This is a genomic window from Streptomyces paludis (genome assembly GCF_003344965.1).
GTDB lineage: Bacteria > Actinomycetota > Actinomycetes > Streptomycetales > Streptomycetaceae > Streptomyces > Streptomyces paludis.
The window spans coordinates 1,984,280-2,000,208 of record NZ_CP031194.1 but is presented as its reverse complement, the minus strand read 5'-3'; the positions used below and the strand labels follow the sequence as shown (position 1 = coordinate 2,000,208).

The window sequence follows — 15,929 nt, the reverse complement described above, 5'->3', positions numbered from 1 at the left end:
TGAGCCCCGGCTCGCCCTCCCTCACATGCTTCCGCCGGGACTGTCATGTCCCGGTCGTACGCCCGCCCCACCCGCAGTTCCCGCCGTTCCCCGTTCTACCGACAGGAGTCGCCCCCGATGTCCGGAACCCCGCCGGCGCCGCCGCCGCGTCGGCGCGCATACGTCGCGTCGGCCGTCTTCACCCTCGTGACCGCCGTGCTGCTGGCACTCGTCGCGCCCGCCGCCGCCGCGACCTATGTCCCGATCTCGGGCGCGGGCTCCACCTGGAGCCAGAACGCGCTGGACCAGTGGCGGGCGAACGTCAAGCAGTACGGCATGACGGTCAACTACAACGGCACCGGCTCGTCCGACGGCCGTAACCAGTTCCGCAACGGCACCGTCGACTACGCCGTCTCCGAGATCCCTTACGGAATCAAGGACTCCGGCGTCGTCGACCCGCCGCCCTCGCGCAAGTACGCCTACATGCCCATCGTGGCCGGCGGTACGTCGTTCATGTACAACCTCAAGATCGGCAACCAGCGGGTCACCAATCTCCGTCTCTCCGGCCCGGTCATCGCCAAGATCTTCACCGGTGGCATCACCATGTGGAACGACCCGGCGATCAAGGCGGACAACCCCGCCCTCGCCGCGTCGCTCCCCGCCCGCCGGGTCGTCCCCGTGGTCCGCTCCGACGGTTCGGGCAGTACGGCGCAGCTGACCACCTGGATGAGCAAGCAGCACCGCTCGATGTGGGACGCCTACTGCGGCCGGGCGGGGCGCTCCACGCCGTGCGGCGCCACCTCCAACTACCCGCTGGTGCCGGGCAGCGGCTTCGTCGCCCAGTCCGGTTCGAACGGCGTCTCCGGCTATGTCGCCCAGGCGGGCAACATCGGCACGATCACCTACGTCGAGTACTCGTACGCCGTGTACACGACCGGCTTCCCGGTGGCCAAGGTGCTCAACGCCGCCGGTTACTACACCGAGCCGACCGCCAAGAACGTCGCCGTGGCCCTGCTCAACGCCCGTATCAACAAGGACAGTTCCTCGCCGGACTATCTGACCCAGATCCTCGACGGCGTCTACAACAGCACCGACCGGCGCAACTACCCGCTGTCCAGCTACAGCTACATGGTCGTGCCGACCACCACCGAGGCCAACTTCAACGCCCAGAAGGGCAAGACGCTCGGCGCGTTCGCCTACTACTTCCTCTGCCAGGGCCAGCAGCACGTCGACAACCTCGGCTACTCGCCGCTGCCGGTCAACCTCGTCGAGGCGGGGCTCGACCAGGTGCGCCGGATCCCCGGGGTGGATGTCGAGAACATCAACATCAAGAACTGCCGCAACCCCACCTTCTCCGCCGACGGCGGCAACACCCTCGCCAAGTCCGCCCCGTACCCGCCCGCCTGTGACAAGCAGGGCGCCACGCAGTGCACCACCGGCACCGGCGGCGACAAGAAGCCGACCGTCACCCCGGGCGGCTCCCCGGGCACCGGCGGCTCCACCCCCGGCGCCACCGGCGGCTCCGGCGCGTCCGGCGGCTCGGGAGGTACGGGCACGACCGGCGGTACGGCCGGGGCAGGCACGACCGGCGCCGCCGGTGCCTCCGGCACGGCCACCGGCGGCGCGACCGGCTCCGGCGGTACGACGGCCTCCGGCGGCGCCACCGGCGCGGCCACGGCCGGCGCGGGCACGGCGACCGGCGGCTCCACCGCAGGCGACGGCGCCACGGGCGGTACGGCGGAGGGCGCGACCGGCGGCACGGCGATCGACCCCGACACCGGACAGCAGGTCTCCGCGCTCGGCACGTCCGGCGACGGGGGCGCGGCCGGGGGCGGCGCGGGCGGCGATGTCTTCGCCGTACCCGTCAGCACCTCCGGGACCATCGGCAGCGGGGCCCGGCGGGCCCTGATGGTGCTGGCCGGGGTGCTCCTGGTCGGTATGACGGTCGGCCCCCCGCTGCTGTCGCGCTACCTGAGCGGGCGGAGGGCCACCTCATGAGGTCCTTCTTCCGCACACCACGGACCCCCGAGGCCGGGCCGGCCACGCTGGAGCGACGCACGCCCCTCGCCCGCCGCGCCCTCAGCGCCGCCGTCATCACCCTCTGCTCCGTCCTCACCGCGGGCGCCGTCCTCGGCCCCGGCGCCGACCCCGCCGGGGCGGCCGACACCGCGGGCCGCTCGCCCGTGACCGTCACGGGCAAGGGCGACTTCGCGGACCTCAAGGTGACCGTCGGCCAGACCCGGCACCTCGTCAACGAGGTCGTCAAGGTCTCCTGGACCGGCGCGGCGCCCACCGTCTCCGACACCGCGTACGCCGCCGACTACCTCCAGATCATGCAGTGCTGGGGCGACGACCCGAAGGGCCCCGACCCCGAGCAGTGCCAGTTCGGCGGCTCCTCCGCGCTCGGCGCGGGGGCGGGCAACCAGGCGGCCGGCGCGTACACGAACAGCCGCCAGCTCAGTTACGGCGGACTGACCGACCCGGCGCAGAAGATGCCGCCGCCGTCCCCGACGGGCCTGTCCTACGTGGCGTTCCGCTCGGTGAGCGGTGAGGTCACCGAGACCGGGAACTCCAACGACTTCTTCGACTCCAACACCACCAACGAGGTCCCGTACGCCCGGACCAACCCCGACGGCACCGGCGAGGTGTACTTCGAGGCCCAGACCGCCGTCGAGGCGGCCGGTCTCGGCTGCGGGGAGGCCGACGCGGCGGCCGGCGGCGCGTCCGCGACCGAGGGGCGGCAGTGCTGGCTGGTCGTCGTCCCGCGCGGCGAGACCGAGGTCGACGGCAGCCGCTACACCACCCAGTCGGGTGGTTTCCTCCAGTCGTCACCGCTCTCCGCCTCCAACTGGGCCCACCGGCTCGTCGTTCCGCTGCACTTCGAGCCGATCGGACAGTTCTGCCCGATCGGCGCCGACGAACGCCCCACCCTGGGCAACGAGATGGTGGCCGAGGCCATCAGCCGCTGGCAGCCCGTCCTCTGCCGCACCGGCGGACAGACGATCTTCGGCTACGCCCAGGTGACCGACGACACCGCGCGGGCGAAGCTGGCCTCGGGCAATCCGGGCATGGTGTTCCTGAACCGGCCCGCGACCGGTGAGCAACTGGCCGCGGGGCAGAAGCCGGTGTACGCGCCGGTGGCGCTCTCCGGTCTCACCATCGGCTTCCTCATCGAGAGCCAGGCGTCGTTCTCCGCGCCCGAGGAGGTCCGTGCCCGCAACGGCCGCCGGATGGGGCAGCTCAAGCTCAACCAGCGGCTGGTCGCCAAGCTGCTCACCGAGTCGTACCAGGACGGCAACTCGCGCTTCGCGCCGAGCACCGCCAAGAATCCGTACAACCTCGGCCACGACCCGGAGTTCACCGAGCTGAACCCCGAGTACGCCGATCTCACCTTCGGCGGCAAGCTCGGCGACGCGCTCGTCCCCGAGGCGCTCTCGGACACCGCGCACGCGCTGTGGAGCTGGGTCGACCAGGACCCGGCGGCCCGTGAGTTCCTCGACGGAGTCCCCGACAACACGGGCAAGTACGGCGCCTCGGGCAACTCCGGGATGACCGTCAACCCGCACTACGCCAAGCTCGAACTGCCGCTTGACCACTTCCCCAAGAGCGACCCGTTCTGCCAGCAGTTCGAGGACCACCCGGACCACCCGCTCTGCGTCCAGGACAAGCACCCGTACACCTCCGACATGCGCGGCGCGGCCCGCGCGGCCGGGCGCGGCGAGTCGCTCGCCCGTACCACCTGGGACGCGACCGCCACCCCGCCGACGTACAAGAAGGACCCGCCGCAGCCGGCCGGGCAGCGGGCCATGCTGGCCGTCGCCGACACCTCCACGGCGCTGCGGTACGGGCTGATCCCGGCCCAGCTGCGCAACGCCGCCGGGCAGTACGTCGCGCCCACCACCGCCGGGCTGCTCGCCGGGCAGCGGGCGATGAAGCCCAGCGGGGTGAAGGGGGTCCTCGCGCCCGCGCCCGGCGACAAGAAGGCCAAGGCGGCCTACCCGCTCACCTCGCTCACCTACGCGGCGACCGTGCCGGCCGCGCTGACCGAGGCCGAGGGCAAGGACTACGCCGAGTTCCTCACGTACACCACGGGCAAGGGACAGCAGCCGGGCGTCTCCGCCGGCACCCTGCCCGAGGGGTACGCGCCGCTGCCGCAGGCGCTGCGCAAGGAGGCCGCGCTGGCCGCCGCCGCCATCAAGTCCCTGGCCGGGAAGGACCCCGACGGCACCGACCCCGACCCCGGACCCGGGACCTCCGGCGGCACCTCGGGTGGCTCGGGCACGTCCGGCGGCTCCGGCGGCGTCCCGCCCTCCGGTACGGATACGGGCGCGGGCAGTGGCTCCGTACCCACCGCGGGCGACGGCACCTCGGCGGGTGGCGCGGGAGGTACGGGCGGCACCGGCGGGGTCCCGGACCCCGACGCGTCCGCCTCCCCGTCGGCCGCCGCCAAGCCCGTCGTGTCCGTCTCCACCGCACCCCAGCCAGCCGCGGCCCAGGCCGACGCGGCGCTCACCCCGCCCTGGGCGATCGGCGCCGTGCGCTACGTCGTGCTGATCGTGCTGATCATCGGGCTCGCGGCGGCCGTCGGCGGCCCGCTGCTGCCGAGGGTGGTCCCCGTCCTCGCGTACCGGCTGCGCGCCATGCGGTCCGAGGACGGCGCGTGAAGCCGGCCGGGCCGCCTACCGAACCACCGCGCTCACCCGCGGTTCTCCCCCACACAGCCACATATCCGAACCGCCAGACCCCGCACCACACCAGCTGAGAGGTACACGAAGGTGAACAAGAAGAAGATCGCGATCGCCACCGCGGGCGCCGCCCTGCTCGCGGCCACCGTCGGCGTCACCGTCGCCGCCGCCGAGCCGTCCGGCACGCCGGCCTACCGCCAGCTCGCCGGTGTCGGTTCCGACACCACGCAGGACGTGATGAACGGCCTGTCGCAGGTCGTGACCATCAACGGCACCAAGGTGCTCGGCTCGTACAACGCCACCGGCTCCGCGACGATCACCACCAAGGACCCGGCCGTCAACAACAAGTGCGCCATGGCCCGGCCCAACGGCTCGGGCGCCGGCCGCACCGCGCTGCTCAACTCCCTCCAGGCGGCGGACGGCTGCCTCGACTACGCCCGCTCCTCCAGCCTGAGCCTGGGCGCCGCGTCCCCCGGTCTCACCTACGTACCGTTCGGTGTCGACGGGGTGACGTACGCGGTCACGCCCTCCAGCACACTGCCGCGCAAGCTCACCCTCGCGGACCTCAAGGCGATCTACCACTGCGACCCGGCGTTCGTCGGGACCGGCCCCAACTTCAAGATCAACGTCCTGCTGCCGCAGGCCGGTTCGGGCACCCGCAGCTTCTGGCAGTCCCAGGTGGGCATCACCGAGGCGGATGTCGTCGCGGGTGTCTACCCCTGCATCAGCGACAAGAAGAACGGCACGCCGGTCCAGGAGCACGACGGCCGGGTGCTGGACGACAAGTCCATCGTCCCGTTCTCCATCGCCCAGTACCTGGCGCAGAGTTCGCAGACCGTCGCCGATGTCCGGGGCCGCGCGCTCCTCGGTGTGATCGACAACAAGACCCCCACCACGCTCAACAGCGACTTCGGCATCAAGCGCGATGTCTACAACGTGATCCCGACCAGCAAGATCGGCACGGCCCCGTGGAGCACCGTCTTCGCCGGCCCCAACTCGCTGATCTGCAAGGAGTCCGGCGTCATCAACACGTACGGCTTCGCCACCAGCCCGAACTGCGGCGACACCACCAAGCAGACCCCGTGACCCCCGCCGGGATCGTCACCGATGCGAAGGAGCTTTGACCCCGTGTTGCTGCGCAGCCCCCTGCGGGCACTCGCCACGAGTGCCGCGGCCGCCGCCGTCCTGGCGGTCGGTGTGATGGCGGTTTCCCCGGCCCAGGCGGCCGGGTCCGGCACCCTGGACATCTCCCCGAAGACCGGCACGGACGAGAGCGGGATCGACTTCGCCACGTCCGGCGCCTGCCCGGACACCGCCTCGTACGTCATCGTGACGGTCAAGGGCACCGGCTTCCCCGCCGAAGGCCAGAACGTCGTCGGCAACGCGCCGATCGAGACCTACAGCTCCACCGCCGACGGCGGCATGTTCATCCCGCTGTCGTCGACGATGCGCGACTACGCGAACATCGCCGGCTTCAGCACCCTCAAGGGCCGGTACGACTTCACCGTCATCTGCCGCACGGCCTTCGACGAGACCAGCCTCGGCGACTTCACCGGCGCCGTCTGGTTCACGTCGAACACCGCCTACACCACGACCAACCCCGACGGGCCCGACCCGTCGGGCAGCCCCGACCCCTCGCCCTCCCCCTCCGCGACGGACGACCCGGACAGCTCCCCGTCCCCGTCCGACCCCACCCCGTCCGACTCCGTCGACCCGAGCGACGACCCGAGCGGTTCGCCCGAGCCCTCCGACGACCCGGAGCCGAGCGACAGCGGCGACCCCTCGGACCCGTCCGACCCGGCCGGGGGAACCTCCGGCGGCTCCACCGACGGCGGTACGACGGGCGGTTCGGCCGACGGCGGTGCCACCGGCGGCTCGTCCGGTTCCGCCGGTACGGGCGGCGGCGGTTCGGGTGTCCTCGCCAACACCGGCGCCCAGGCCGGCATCTTCGGAGCCGGCTCCCTCGCACTGATCGCCGCCGGCACGGCCGCCGTTCGCTGGGCCCGCCGCCGTGATCTGCTCACCTTCGGAAACGGAGCGAAGCTGTGAATCCGCTCATCTCCTCCGCGGCGCGAGCACCGCGCAAGCTGCTCTCCGCGCTGCTGACCTGCGCCACGGCGGCCACCGTCGTGATCGCGGGTCCCGTACTGATCGGCGCCTCCACGGCCCACGCCGACACCCTCGGCACCCTCGCCGTGACCCCCGCCACCGGCACGGACACCTCGTCCGTCGCCCTGACCACCTCCGGCAGCTGCCCGGAGGTGGCCGACTACCTGATCGTCAAGGTCGCCGGCAAGGGATTCCCCGCCGAGGGCCAGAACGTCGTCGGCAACTCCGAGACCAGCATCTACCCGACCTCCGGGGCCGGTTACGAGGTCCCGCTGACGGAGACCATGCGGGACTACGCCAGCACGGCGGGGTTCAAGACGCTGGAGGGCCGTTACGACTTCACCGTGACGTGCCGCAAGGCGTTCGGCGACACCACGTACGGCGACTTCACCGGCTCCCTCTGGTTCACCTCGGACACCACCTACCAGAACACCGCTCCGGCGCAGGCGACCACCGCGTCGCTCACCGCCGCCCCGGCGGGCCCGGTCACCGAGGGCACCTCGGTGAAGCTCACCGCGAAGGTCGCCCCCGCCACGGCGGCCGGCACCGTACGGTTCCTCGACGGCACCGCGCAGCTCGGCTCGCCGGTCACCGTCTCCGGCGGTACGGCGTCCCTCGCCACCACGGCCCTCAAGGCCGGCACCCACGCGCTGAAGGCCCAGTTCACCCCGGCCGAGCCCGCCGAGTTCACGGGCTCGACCTCGTCCGCCGTCTCCCTCAAGGTCACGGTCCGCGCGCCGTCGGTCACCTCGAAGCCCAAGGTGACCGGCACCGCCAAGGTCGGCTCCAAGGTGAGCTGCGACGTCACCTTCGGCGGCGCCACCTCCGTCGCGTACCAGTGGCTGCGCGACGCCAAGGCGATCGGCGGCGCCACCGCCCGCACCCGGGTGCTCGACGCCGCCGACCGTACGCACAAGGTCTCCTGCCGCGCGACCGGCACGAACGCCGGCGGCTCCACACCGGCGACCAGCCCGGCCGTCACGGTCGCCACGGGCCCGGCCCTCAAGGCCACCAAGGCCCCGGTGATCACCGGCACCGCCAAGGTGGGCAAGAAGCTCACCGCGAAGGCGGGCACCTGGACACCGGCCGCCACCTCGTACGGCTACGTCTGGAAGCGGGACGGAAAGGCCATCAAGAACGCCACCAAGCCGACCTACACGGCGGCCAAGGCGGACAAGGGCCGCAAGATCACCGTGACCGTCACCGCCAAGCGCGCCGGATACGCCAACGGCACCGGCACCACCAAGCCGGTCAAGGTGAGCTGACGTTGAACGCGAGAACCCTGGAGCGCGCACCCAGCGCCCCACGGGCCGGCCGGGCGCCCTCCCAGCGCCCGGCCGGCCCGGCGTTGCGCGCCACCGGCGCGGCGCTCAGCATCCTGGCCGCCCTGCTGCTCGGATTCGTCGCGAATCTGGGGCCGCTCGGCGACCTCCGGCACGGCCGCGACCAGCAGGTGGCGCACGCCGCCCTGCGCGAACAACTGGCCAACGCGACGGCCCCGGTCGGCCCGCGCACCCTGGAGGGCGAGCAGCTCGCCCTCGGGGCGCCCGTCGGTCTGCTGGAGATCCGTACGCTCGGACTGCGGGAGGTCATCGCGGAGGGCACCACCTCGGAGGTGCTCACCTCGGCCCCCGGACACCGCCGCGACACCGTCCTGCCGGGGCAGCCCGGGGTCAGCCTGGTGATGGGCCGGCAGGCCGCGTACGGCGGGCCCTTCGCGCACCTCGACGAGCTGCGCGCCGGTGACGAGATCACCGTCACCACCGGCCAGGGCAAGCACACCTACAAGGTCAGCGGGGTACGGCGGGCCGGCGATCCGCAGCCGCCCGTCCTCGCCGCCGGCGCCGGACGGCTCACCCTGATCACCGGGGCGGGCCGGCCCTTCCTCCCCGGCGGGCTGCTGCGCGTCGACGCGGACCTGGTCTCGGCGGCCCAGCCGGCCGCCGCGCCGCTGTACTCGGCGGGCACCCTGCCCGGCGACGAGAAGCCGATGGCGGGCATGGAGTCGGCGTGGCTGTCACTGGTCCTCTGGGGGCAGCTGCTGCTGCTCGCGGGCGCGGCCCTGGCCTGGGTACGGGCACGGTCGGGCCGGCGGGAGGCATGGGTCATCGGCGTACCGGTGCTGGGCGCGCTGGGGTTTGTCGTGGCGGACCGGGCGGCGGAGCTGCTGCCGAATCTGCTGTGAGGCCGGGGGGTTCCGGTTCCGGTTCTGACGCCGTTTCCGGCGCCGGGTTCCGGTTCCGGTTGCGGCGCCCGGTTCCGTACCGGGAGACCCTCCGCGCCTTATCCCCTCCCGCCCGCCGCTTCTCTTCCGTATTCCTGCTGATTCCTTCTGAAAGGACGTGACATGACCGCCTCTCCCGCCGACACCCTCCGCCTTCCCACGACGGAAGCAGCGCCCCAGGCGCAGGCCCGGACCCAGGGCGTGGCTCCGGCGCCCGGTGACGGCACCGCCGCCGAGTTGGAGGCCCGCGCGGTCTCGGCCTGGTTCGGTGACCACAAGGTCCTCGACCGGGTGTCGCTGACGATGCCGGCCGGCCGGGTCACGGCCCTGATCGGCCCCTCCGGCTGCGGAAAGTCCACCTTCCTCCGGATCCTCAACCGGATGCACGAACTCAACCCCGCCGCCTCGCTCGCCGGTGAGGTGCTCCTCAGCGGCCAGGACATCTACGCCCCCGAGCGCCGGCTGACCGATGCCCGCCGGCACATCGGCATGGTCTTCCAGAAGCCGAACCCGTTCCCCGCCATGTCCGTGTACGACAATGTGACCGCCGGGCTGAAGCTGACCGGCGTCCGGGCCGGCCGGGACACCAAGGACGATCTGGTCGAGCACTGTCTGACCAAGGCCGGGCTCTGGAACGAGGTCCGCGACCGGCTCCGCCAGCCCGGCGGCGCGCTCTCCGGCGGCCAGCAGCAGCGGCTCTGCATCGCCCGCTCCCTGGCGGTCCGGCCGCAGGTGCTGCTCATGGACGAGCCGTGCTCGGCCCTCGACCCGACCTCCACCCGGCGGGTCGAGGAGACGATCAAGGAACTGGCCGGCGAGGTCACGGTCGTCATCGTCACGCACAACATGCAGCAGGCGGCCCGGGTCTCCGACCGCTGCGCCTTCTTCCTCGCCGAACAGGGCACCCCCGGAGGCATCGTCGAACACGGCCCGACGGACGCGATGTTCGCCGAACCGGCCGATTCCCGTACCGCCGACTATGTCAATGGACGCTTCGGATAAGGCCAAAAGGGCAGCGGCCGGGTAGCGTTCCTGTCCGAAATCCGGTGCCGCACGATCGAAAATGATCTTATCGTTCCTCGAAGGCGCTGTTTTGGCGCCGAAGACGGAGGCGATGAGATGGCACGTACGACACCGTCGGGCGGCGGGCGCGACCGGCCGCCGACGCTCGCCCTGGTCGCCCAACGGGCCGGGGTGTCACCCCAGACGGTGTCCAACGCGCTCAACTCGCCCGAACTGCTGGCCACCGAGACCCTGGAGCGGGTGCGCCGGGCGATAACCGAGCTGGACTACCGGCCCCACCAGGCCGCGCGCCTGCTGCGCACCCGGTCGAGCCTGCTGATCGGCTACGGGGTCCAGCCCACGCCCGACGGGGTCGCCCGGCCGGTGATGGAGCACTTCCTGCACGCGCTCTCGGACTCCGCCCACCGGGCCGGCTACCGCGTGCTGCTCTTCGCCGTGCCCGCCGCCGTCAAGGACGAACCCGACTGCTACGCCGAGCTGTTACGAGAACGGTCGGTGGACGCGTTCGTCATCGGCAACACCTACCGGGGCGACCCCCGCCCCGACTGGCTGCGCAAGCGGGACATCCCCTTCGTCTCCTTCGGCCGCCCCTGGGCGGCCCGGGAGCAGGGGGACTGGGTGGACGTCGACGGCGCGCACGGGACCGGGGCCGCGGTGGACCACCTCGCCGCCCTCGGCCACCGCAGGATCGCCTTCCTCGGCTGGCCCCGGGGCTCCGGCACCGGCGACGACCGGGCGCGCGGCTGGCGGGAGGCGATGGCCCGGCACGCGCTGCCGGTACGCGGGCTGCGGGCCGCCTCCCGCGACGACGTGGAGGCCGCGCGCGAGGCGATCGGCCCGCTGCTGGACCGGGGCGTCACCGCCGTCGTCACGGCGAGCGACACCCTCGCCCTCGGCTGCTACCGGGCGCTGCTCGACAGCGGGCGGACACCGGGGCGGGACGTCGCGGTCGTCGGCTTCGACGACTCGGCCGCCGCCGCGATGCTCGCCCCGGCGCTCTCCACCGTCCGCCAGCCGCTGGAGGAGGCGGGCCGCAGCTGTACGCGGCTGCTGCTCGCCCGGATCAAGGACCCGGCGGCGGAGCCGGAGCAGGTCCTGCTGACGCCCGAGCTGGTGGTACGGGACAGCAGCGGCGGCGGCGTGAGCGGGCGCTGAGCGGGCGCTGACCGGGCGTGATGAGGGCGGCCGGGGCGCAATGCTCAGGCCGCCGCCGTACGGTCGAGCATCAGCGCGTTGAACGCGCCGTAGTCGAGCCGGCCGTCGAGGGCCGTGTACGTACCGTCGGTGAGCAGCTCGCGGGCGGCGCGCGCGGCCAGGCCGTACGCGGCCTCGGCGATCGAGGAGCCGGCGCTGATCCTGGCCACCCCCAGCTCCGCCAGTACGGACACGGGCAGCGAGCCGGGCCCCGCGAGCAGGTTGAGCGGCGCCTCGACCCCGTCCACCAGGGCCGATACGGCCGCCCGGTCGAAGGCGCCGAGCACGAACACCCCGTCCGCGCCCGCCGCCCGGTACGCGGCGGCCCTGGCCAGCGTCTCCGCGATCCGGGCGGCCAGGTCCCCGGACGGCAGCCGGTGCGTGTCGATCCGGGCGTTGAGGAACAGCGGCACCCCGGCGGCGTCGGCGGCGGCGCGCGCGGCGGCGATCCGCGCGGCCTGCTCGGCGACGGGCCGCAGCGGCCCGTCGCCGGTGCGCAGTGTGTCCTCCAGGTTGACGCCGACGGCCCCGGCGTCCAGCACACCCCGTACGGTGTCGGCCACCTCCGCCGGGGTGGCGCCGTAGCCGCTCTCGATGTCGGCGGTGACCGGGACCCGGACGGCGGCGGCGATCCGCGCCACCGCCGCCAGCGCGGTCGCCCGGTCGAGCCGGTCCCCGTCGCCGTACCCGAGCGTCCAGGACACTCCGGCGCTGGTGGTGGCGACGGCGGCGGCGCCGGCCTCCTCCGCGAGCCGGGCCGAGGCCGCGTCCCAGGCGTTGGGCAGGACGAGGGGCTTCCCGGGGACGTGCAGGGCGCCCAGGAGCAGTGCCCGGTCCTTGAGTGTGCTCATGGCACCCACTTCACCAGCGGTGATGCCCTCGGGGCCAGTGGATTTCCGCCGCTCGCCGCCGCCGCGATCCGGGTACCGGGCGTACCTGGTAATGGTGTCGGCGCTGCGGCACCCTGGAGGGATGAGTACTTCCGCGGGGCCCGGTACGACGGCGGGCCAGGAGACGGAGATGCGGCGGCACGAGCTGGCGGGTTTCCTGCGCAGCCGCCGCGAGCGCATCACACCCGAGCAGGTGGGGCTGGACCGGGGCAGACGTCGGCGTACGCCGGGACTGCGGCGTGAGGAGGTCGCCCAGCTGTCGGCCGTCGGGGTGACCTGGTACACGTGGCTGGAGCAGGCCCGGCCCATCCAGGTGTCCGCGCAGGTGCTGGACGCGCTGGCCAGGGCGCTGCTGCTCGACGCCGGGGAGCGCCACCATCTCTTCGCCCTCGCGGCGACCGCCGATCCGGCCCCCGGGACGCCCTGCCCCACCATCACGCCCGCGCTGCGGCAGATGCTGGAGCGGCTGGAGCCGTTCCCGTCCTGTGTGCAGAACAGCCGGTACGACATCCTCGCGTACAACAGCACGTACCGGGTGCTCATGTGCGATCTGGACGCGCTGCCGCCCGAGGACCGCAACTGTCTGTGGCTGGCCTTCACCCACGACGGATGGCGGGCCTCGCTCGGCAACCGCGACGAGACCTGCCGGATCATGGTGGCCAAGTTCCGTGCCTCCATGGCCGAGCATCTCGCCGAGCCGCCGTGGAAGACGCTGCTCGGACGGCTGCTCGCGGCGTCGCCCGAGTTCCGGGAGATCTGGGAGCGGCACGAGGTGGTCGCGCCTGTCGGGGACCGGACGAAGCGATTCGTCAACTCCCGGGTCGGGCAGCTCAATCTGGCGCACACCAACCTCTGGCTGGGCCCCGCGTCCGGGCCCCGGCTCGTGAGCTATGTGCCGGTGGACGAGGATTCCCGGCGCCGGCTGGTACGGCTCCAGGAGTCGGTGCCGGGGCCGGAGGCGGCGTCCGCCGGGCCCGCCCGGGGTCAGGAGCCCGCGCCCGGATCCCGGTCCGCGTCGGAGGCCGCCGCCCTGGTCTGAGCCGCCCCGGACCGGCCCTCGGTGGGCCGGTCCTCGGCGGGCCGGTCCTCTGTGGCGCGCGGACCCGCGCCGACGGCGGCCGGCTCCAGACGCTCCGCCGTCCGCAGCGCCGTACCGCGCGCCCAGGAACCGCTGGTCAGCAGGCCGACCAGCAGGACGCACGCGCCGCACGCCGTGATGATCCACCAGGCCGCGCGGCTCACGTCCGCGAACCCGTGCCCGTACGCCGCCGAGCCCGCCGCCCCCGCCAGCCCGCCCGCCAGCACCGCGCCGATCACCGCGACCCCCAGCGTCTGCCCGATCTGCCGGCTGGTGGACGCGACGGCCGCCGCCACCCCCGCCTGGGAGCGCGGCATCCCGGAGACGGCGGTGTTGGTGATGGGCGCGTTGACCATGCCGAACCCGATGCCGAACAGCACATACCCGGTGAACAGCAGCGCCGTGGTCCGCTCCGCGTCGAACACGGCGAAGAGCAGCCCGCTCGCCGTCATCCCGGCCCCGGCGATCAGCAGCGGCAGCCGGGGCCCCCGGCTGCCGATCAGCCGCCCCGACAGCGGCGCGCAGAAGAAGGTCATGGCGGCCATCGGGAGCATGTAGAGCCCGGCGTGGAGCGCGGAGAAGCCCCGGACGTTCTGAAGATAGAGCGTATTGAGGAAGAGGAACCCGCCCAGCGCGGCGAACGCGCACACCGCGATCACGGTCGCGCCGCTGAACGGGGCGCTCCGGAAGAACCGCAGATCGATCAGCGGCTCCGCGCGCCTGGGCTCGTACAGCACCAGTCCGGCCAGCGAGAGCGCCGAGACGGCGGCGAACGACACGATCAGCGGCGAGGTCCAGCCCGCCGAGGGCGCCTCGATGATCGCGTACGTCAGCGCGCCGAGGACGCCGATCACCAGCAGCTGTCCCACGGGGTCGGGCCTGCGCGGCTTCGGGGCGCGCGATTCGGGGACGTACCGCCAGGTCAGCAGCAGGGCGACGGCGCCGATCGGCAGATTGATCCAGAAGATCGACCGCCAGCCGACCGAGTCCACCAGCAGCCCGCCGATCAGCGGGCCCGCCGCCATCGAGATGCCCACCACCGCGCCCCAGACACCGATGGCGCGGGCCCGCTCGCGCGGCCCGGTGAAGGTGTTGGTGATGATCGACATCGCGACGGGATTGAGCATCGAACCGCCTATGGCCTGCACCATCCGGAAGGCGACCAGCGACTCCAGGTTCGGCGCGATCGAGCAGAGCGCCGAGCCGAGCGTGAAGAGCACCAGACCGGTCTGGAACACCCGGCGCCGGCCGATCCGGTCGGCCGTCGAGCCCGAGAGCATCAGCAGGGAGGCGAGCACGAGGGTGTACGCGTCGATCGTCCACTGGAGCCCGGAGACGGAGGCGTGCAGCTCTCTCTGCATGGAGGGCAGGGCGACATTGAGGATCGTGTTGTCCAAGCTGACAATCAGAAGACTCAGACAGCAGATGGCCAGCACCAGCGTTTTGCGCCGGTTGCTCAGTTCGTGCATGTCGTCGATAGTACGTCTAACTAACAAGTTCCCGTGTGAGGGACAATGGCCGAATGACCGCTCAGCTCCAGGCCGCGCCTCCGGCCACACTCCCGGCCGCCCCGCTCGCCATCGGCCCGTACACCGTCCAGCCGCCGGTGGTGCTCGCGCCCATGGCCGGGATCACGAACGCTCCCTTCCGGACCTTGTGCAGGGAGTTCGCCGAAGGCGCGCGGGGGTTCGGGGGGCGTCCCCCGATGGACAACGCCAGCGGAGGTAAGGGGCTGTTCGTCAGCGAGATGATCACCACGCGGGCGCTGGTCGAGCGCAATGAGAAGACCATGCAGCTCATCCACTTCGACGCGACCGAGACGCCCCGCTCCATCCAGCTGTACGGAGTCGATCCCGTCACCGTCGGCAAGGCCGTCCGCATGATCGTGGACGAGGATCTCGCGGACCACATCGACCTCAACTTCGGCTGCCCGGTGCCCAAGGTCACCCGCCGGGGCGGCGGCTCCGCGCTCCCGTACAAGCGGCCCCTGCTGCGGGCGATCCTGCGCGAGGCCGTGGCGAACGCCGGGGAGCTGCCGGTCACGATGAAGATGCGCAAGGGCATCGACGACGACCACCTCACCTTCCTCGACGCCGGCCGGATCGCGGTCGAGGAGGGCGTGACGGCCATCGCGCTGCACGGCAGGACCGCCGCCCAGCACTACGGCGGCACCGCCGACTGGGACGCGATCGCGCGGCTCAAGGAGCATGTCCCGGAGATCCCGGTGCTCGGGAACGGCGACATCTGGTCGGCCGGCGACGCCCTGCGGATGGTGCGCGAGACGGGCTGCGACGGCGTCGTCGTGGGGCGCGGCTGCCTGGGGCGGCCCTGGCTCTTCGGCGATCTGGTGGCCGCCTTCGAGGGTACGGGTACGGTCGCGGCGCCGACCCTGCGCGAGGTCGCCGGGGTCATGCGGCGCCACGCGCAGCTGCTGGGGGAGTGGATCGGGGACGAGACCCGGGGCGTGATCGACTTCCGTAAGCACGTGGCCTGGTACCTGAAGGGCTTCTCGGTCGGTTCGACGCTGCGCAAGCAGCTCGCGATCACCTCGTCGCTGGACCAGTTCGACGAGCTGATGGCCGGGCTGGACCTGGACCAGCCGTGGCCGGACGGCGCGGACGGGCCGCGCGGGCGGACCTCGGGGAACAACCGGGTCGCGCTGCCGGACGGCTGGCTGAAGGACCCGTACGACTGCGCGGGCATCGGCGCGGACGCCGAGCTGGACACCTCGGGCGGCTGACGGCCAC

The 15,929-nt window shown here is 72.8% G+C and carries 12 protein-coding genes; 10 read left to right on the top strand and 2 right to left on the bottom strand.

Annotated elements, in window-relative coordinates; all coding sequences use genetic code 11:
- Positions 1-117 precede the first annotated feature (117 nt).
- The 8 genes from DVK44_RS37595 (at position 118) to DVK44_RS08575 (ending at position 11,175) form a co-directional block, all read left to right on the top strand.
- Positions 118-1,977 carry a phosphate ABC transporter substrate-binding protein PstS gene (locus DVK44_RS37595; RefSeq protein WP_114659115.1) on the top strand — a complete coding sequence of 620 codons (1,860 nt, stop codon included), beginning with the start codon at positions 118-120 and terminating at the stop codon, positions 1,975-1,977.
- A complete protein-coding gene (locus DVK44_RS08605) occupies positions 1,974-4,643 on the top strand; it encodes a type 2 periplasmic-binding domain-containing protein (protein ID WP_114659114.1) in 2,670 nt (889 codons plus the stop codon). The genes DVK44_RS37595 and DVK44_RS08605 overlap by 4 nt, the downstream gene beginning before the upstream one ends.
- Positions 4,644-4,754: 111 nt before the next feature.
- Positions 4,755-5,750 carry a substrate-binding domain-containing protein gene (locus DVK44_RS08600; protein ID WP_228447050.1) on the top strand — a complete coding sequence of 332 codons (996 nt, stop codon included), beginning with the start codon at positions 4,755-4,757 and terminating at the stop codon, positions 5,748-5,750.
- Positions 5,751-5,792: 42 nt separating this feature from the next.
- The gene (locus DVK44_RS08595) at positions 5,793-6,713 is read left to right on the top strand and encodes a hypothetical protein (protein WP_114659113.1); all 921 of its coding nucleotides are present in this window, start codon (positions 5,793-5,795) and stop codon (positions 6,711-6,713) included.
- Complete coding sequence (locus DVK44_RS08590; protein ID WP_114659112.1) at positions 6,710-8,038, top strand: Ig-like domain repeat protein; 1,329 nt, start codon at positions 6,710-6,712, stop codon at positions 8,036-8,038. The genes DVK44_RS08595 and DVK44_RS08590 overlap by 4 nt, the downstream gene beginning before the upstream one ends.
- A 2-nt stretch (positions 8,039-8,040) precedes the next feature.
- Entirely contained in the window at positions 8,041-8,958 is a 918-nt protein-coding gene (locus tag DVK44_RS08585) for a sortase (protein WP_114659111.1), read from the top strand.
- A 162-nt stretch (positions 8,959-9,120) separates the two neighbouring features.
- Positions 9,121-9,999: a phosphate ABC transporter ATP-binding protein gene (locus DVK44_RS08580; protein WP_114659110.1), complete on the top strand. Its 879-nt coding sequence runs from the start codon at positions 9,121-9,123 to the stop codon at positions 9,997-9,999.
- A gap of 117 nt (positions 10,000-10,116) precedes the next feature.
- Complete coding sequence (locus DVK44_RS08575; protein ID WP_114659109.1) at positions 10,117-11,175, top strand: LacI family DNA-binding transcriptional regulator; 1,059 nt, start codon at positions 10,117-10,119, stop codon at positions 11,173-11,175.
- Positions 11,176-11,219: 44 nt separating this feature from the next.
- Here the strand turns inward: DVK44_RS08575 and DVK44_RS08570 are convergent, their stop codons facing one another.
- Positions 11,220-12,065, bottom strand: a complete 846-nt coding sequence (locus tag DVK44_RS08570) for an isocitrate lyase/PEP mutase family protein (protein WP_114659108.1) — start codon at positions 12,063-12,065, stop codon at positions 11,220-11,222.
- Between the two features lie 121 nt (positions 12,066-12,186).
- Between DVK44_RS08570 and DVK44_RS08565 the strand changes: the two genes are divergently transcribed.
- A complete protein-coding gene (locus DVK44_RS08565) occupies positions 12,187-13,143 on the top strand; it encodes an MmyB family transcriptional regulator (RefSeq protein WP_114659107.1) in 957 nt (318 codons plus the stop codon).
- Here the strand turns inward: DVK44_RS08565 and DVK44_RS08560 are convergent.
- Positions 13,089-14,651, bottom strand: coding sequence for an MFS transporter (locus tag DVK44_RS08560; protein WP_114659106.1), 1,563 nt, complete (start codon positions 14,649-14,651; stop codon positions 13,089-13,091). The genes DVK44_RS08565 and DVK44_RS08560 overlap by 55 nt on opposite strands.
- A gap of 53 nt (positions 14,652-14,704) precedes the next feature.
- On the opposite strand from DVK44_RS08560, the gene dusB reads away from it, so the two are divergent.
- On the top strand, positions 14,705-15,922 hold the full coding sequence (dusB, locus tag DVK44_RS08555; protein WP_114659105.1) for a tRNA dihydrouridine synthase DusB: 1,218 nt from the start codon (positions 14,705-14,707) through the stop codon (positions 15,920-15,922).
- Positions 15,923-15,929: the final 7 nt, after the last annotated feature.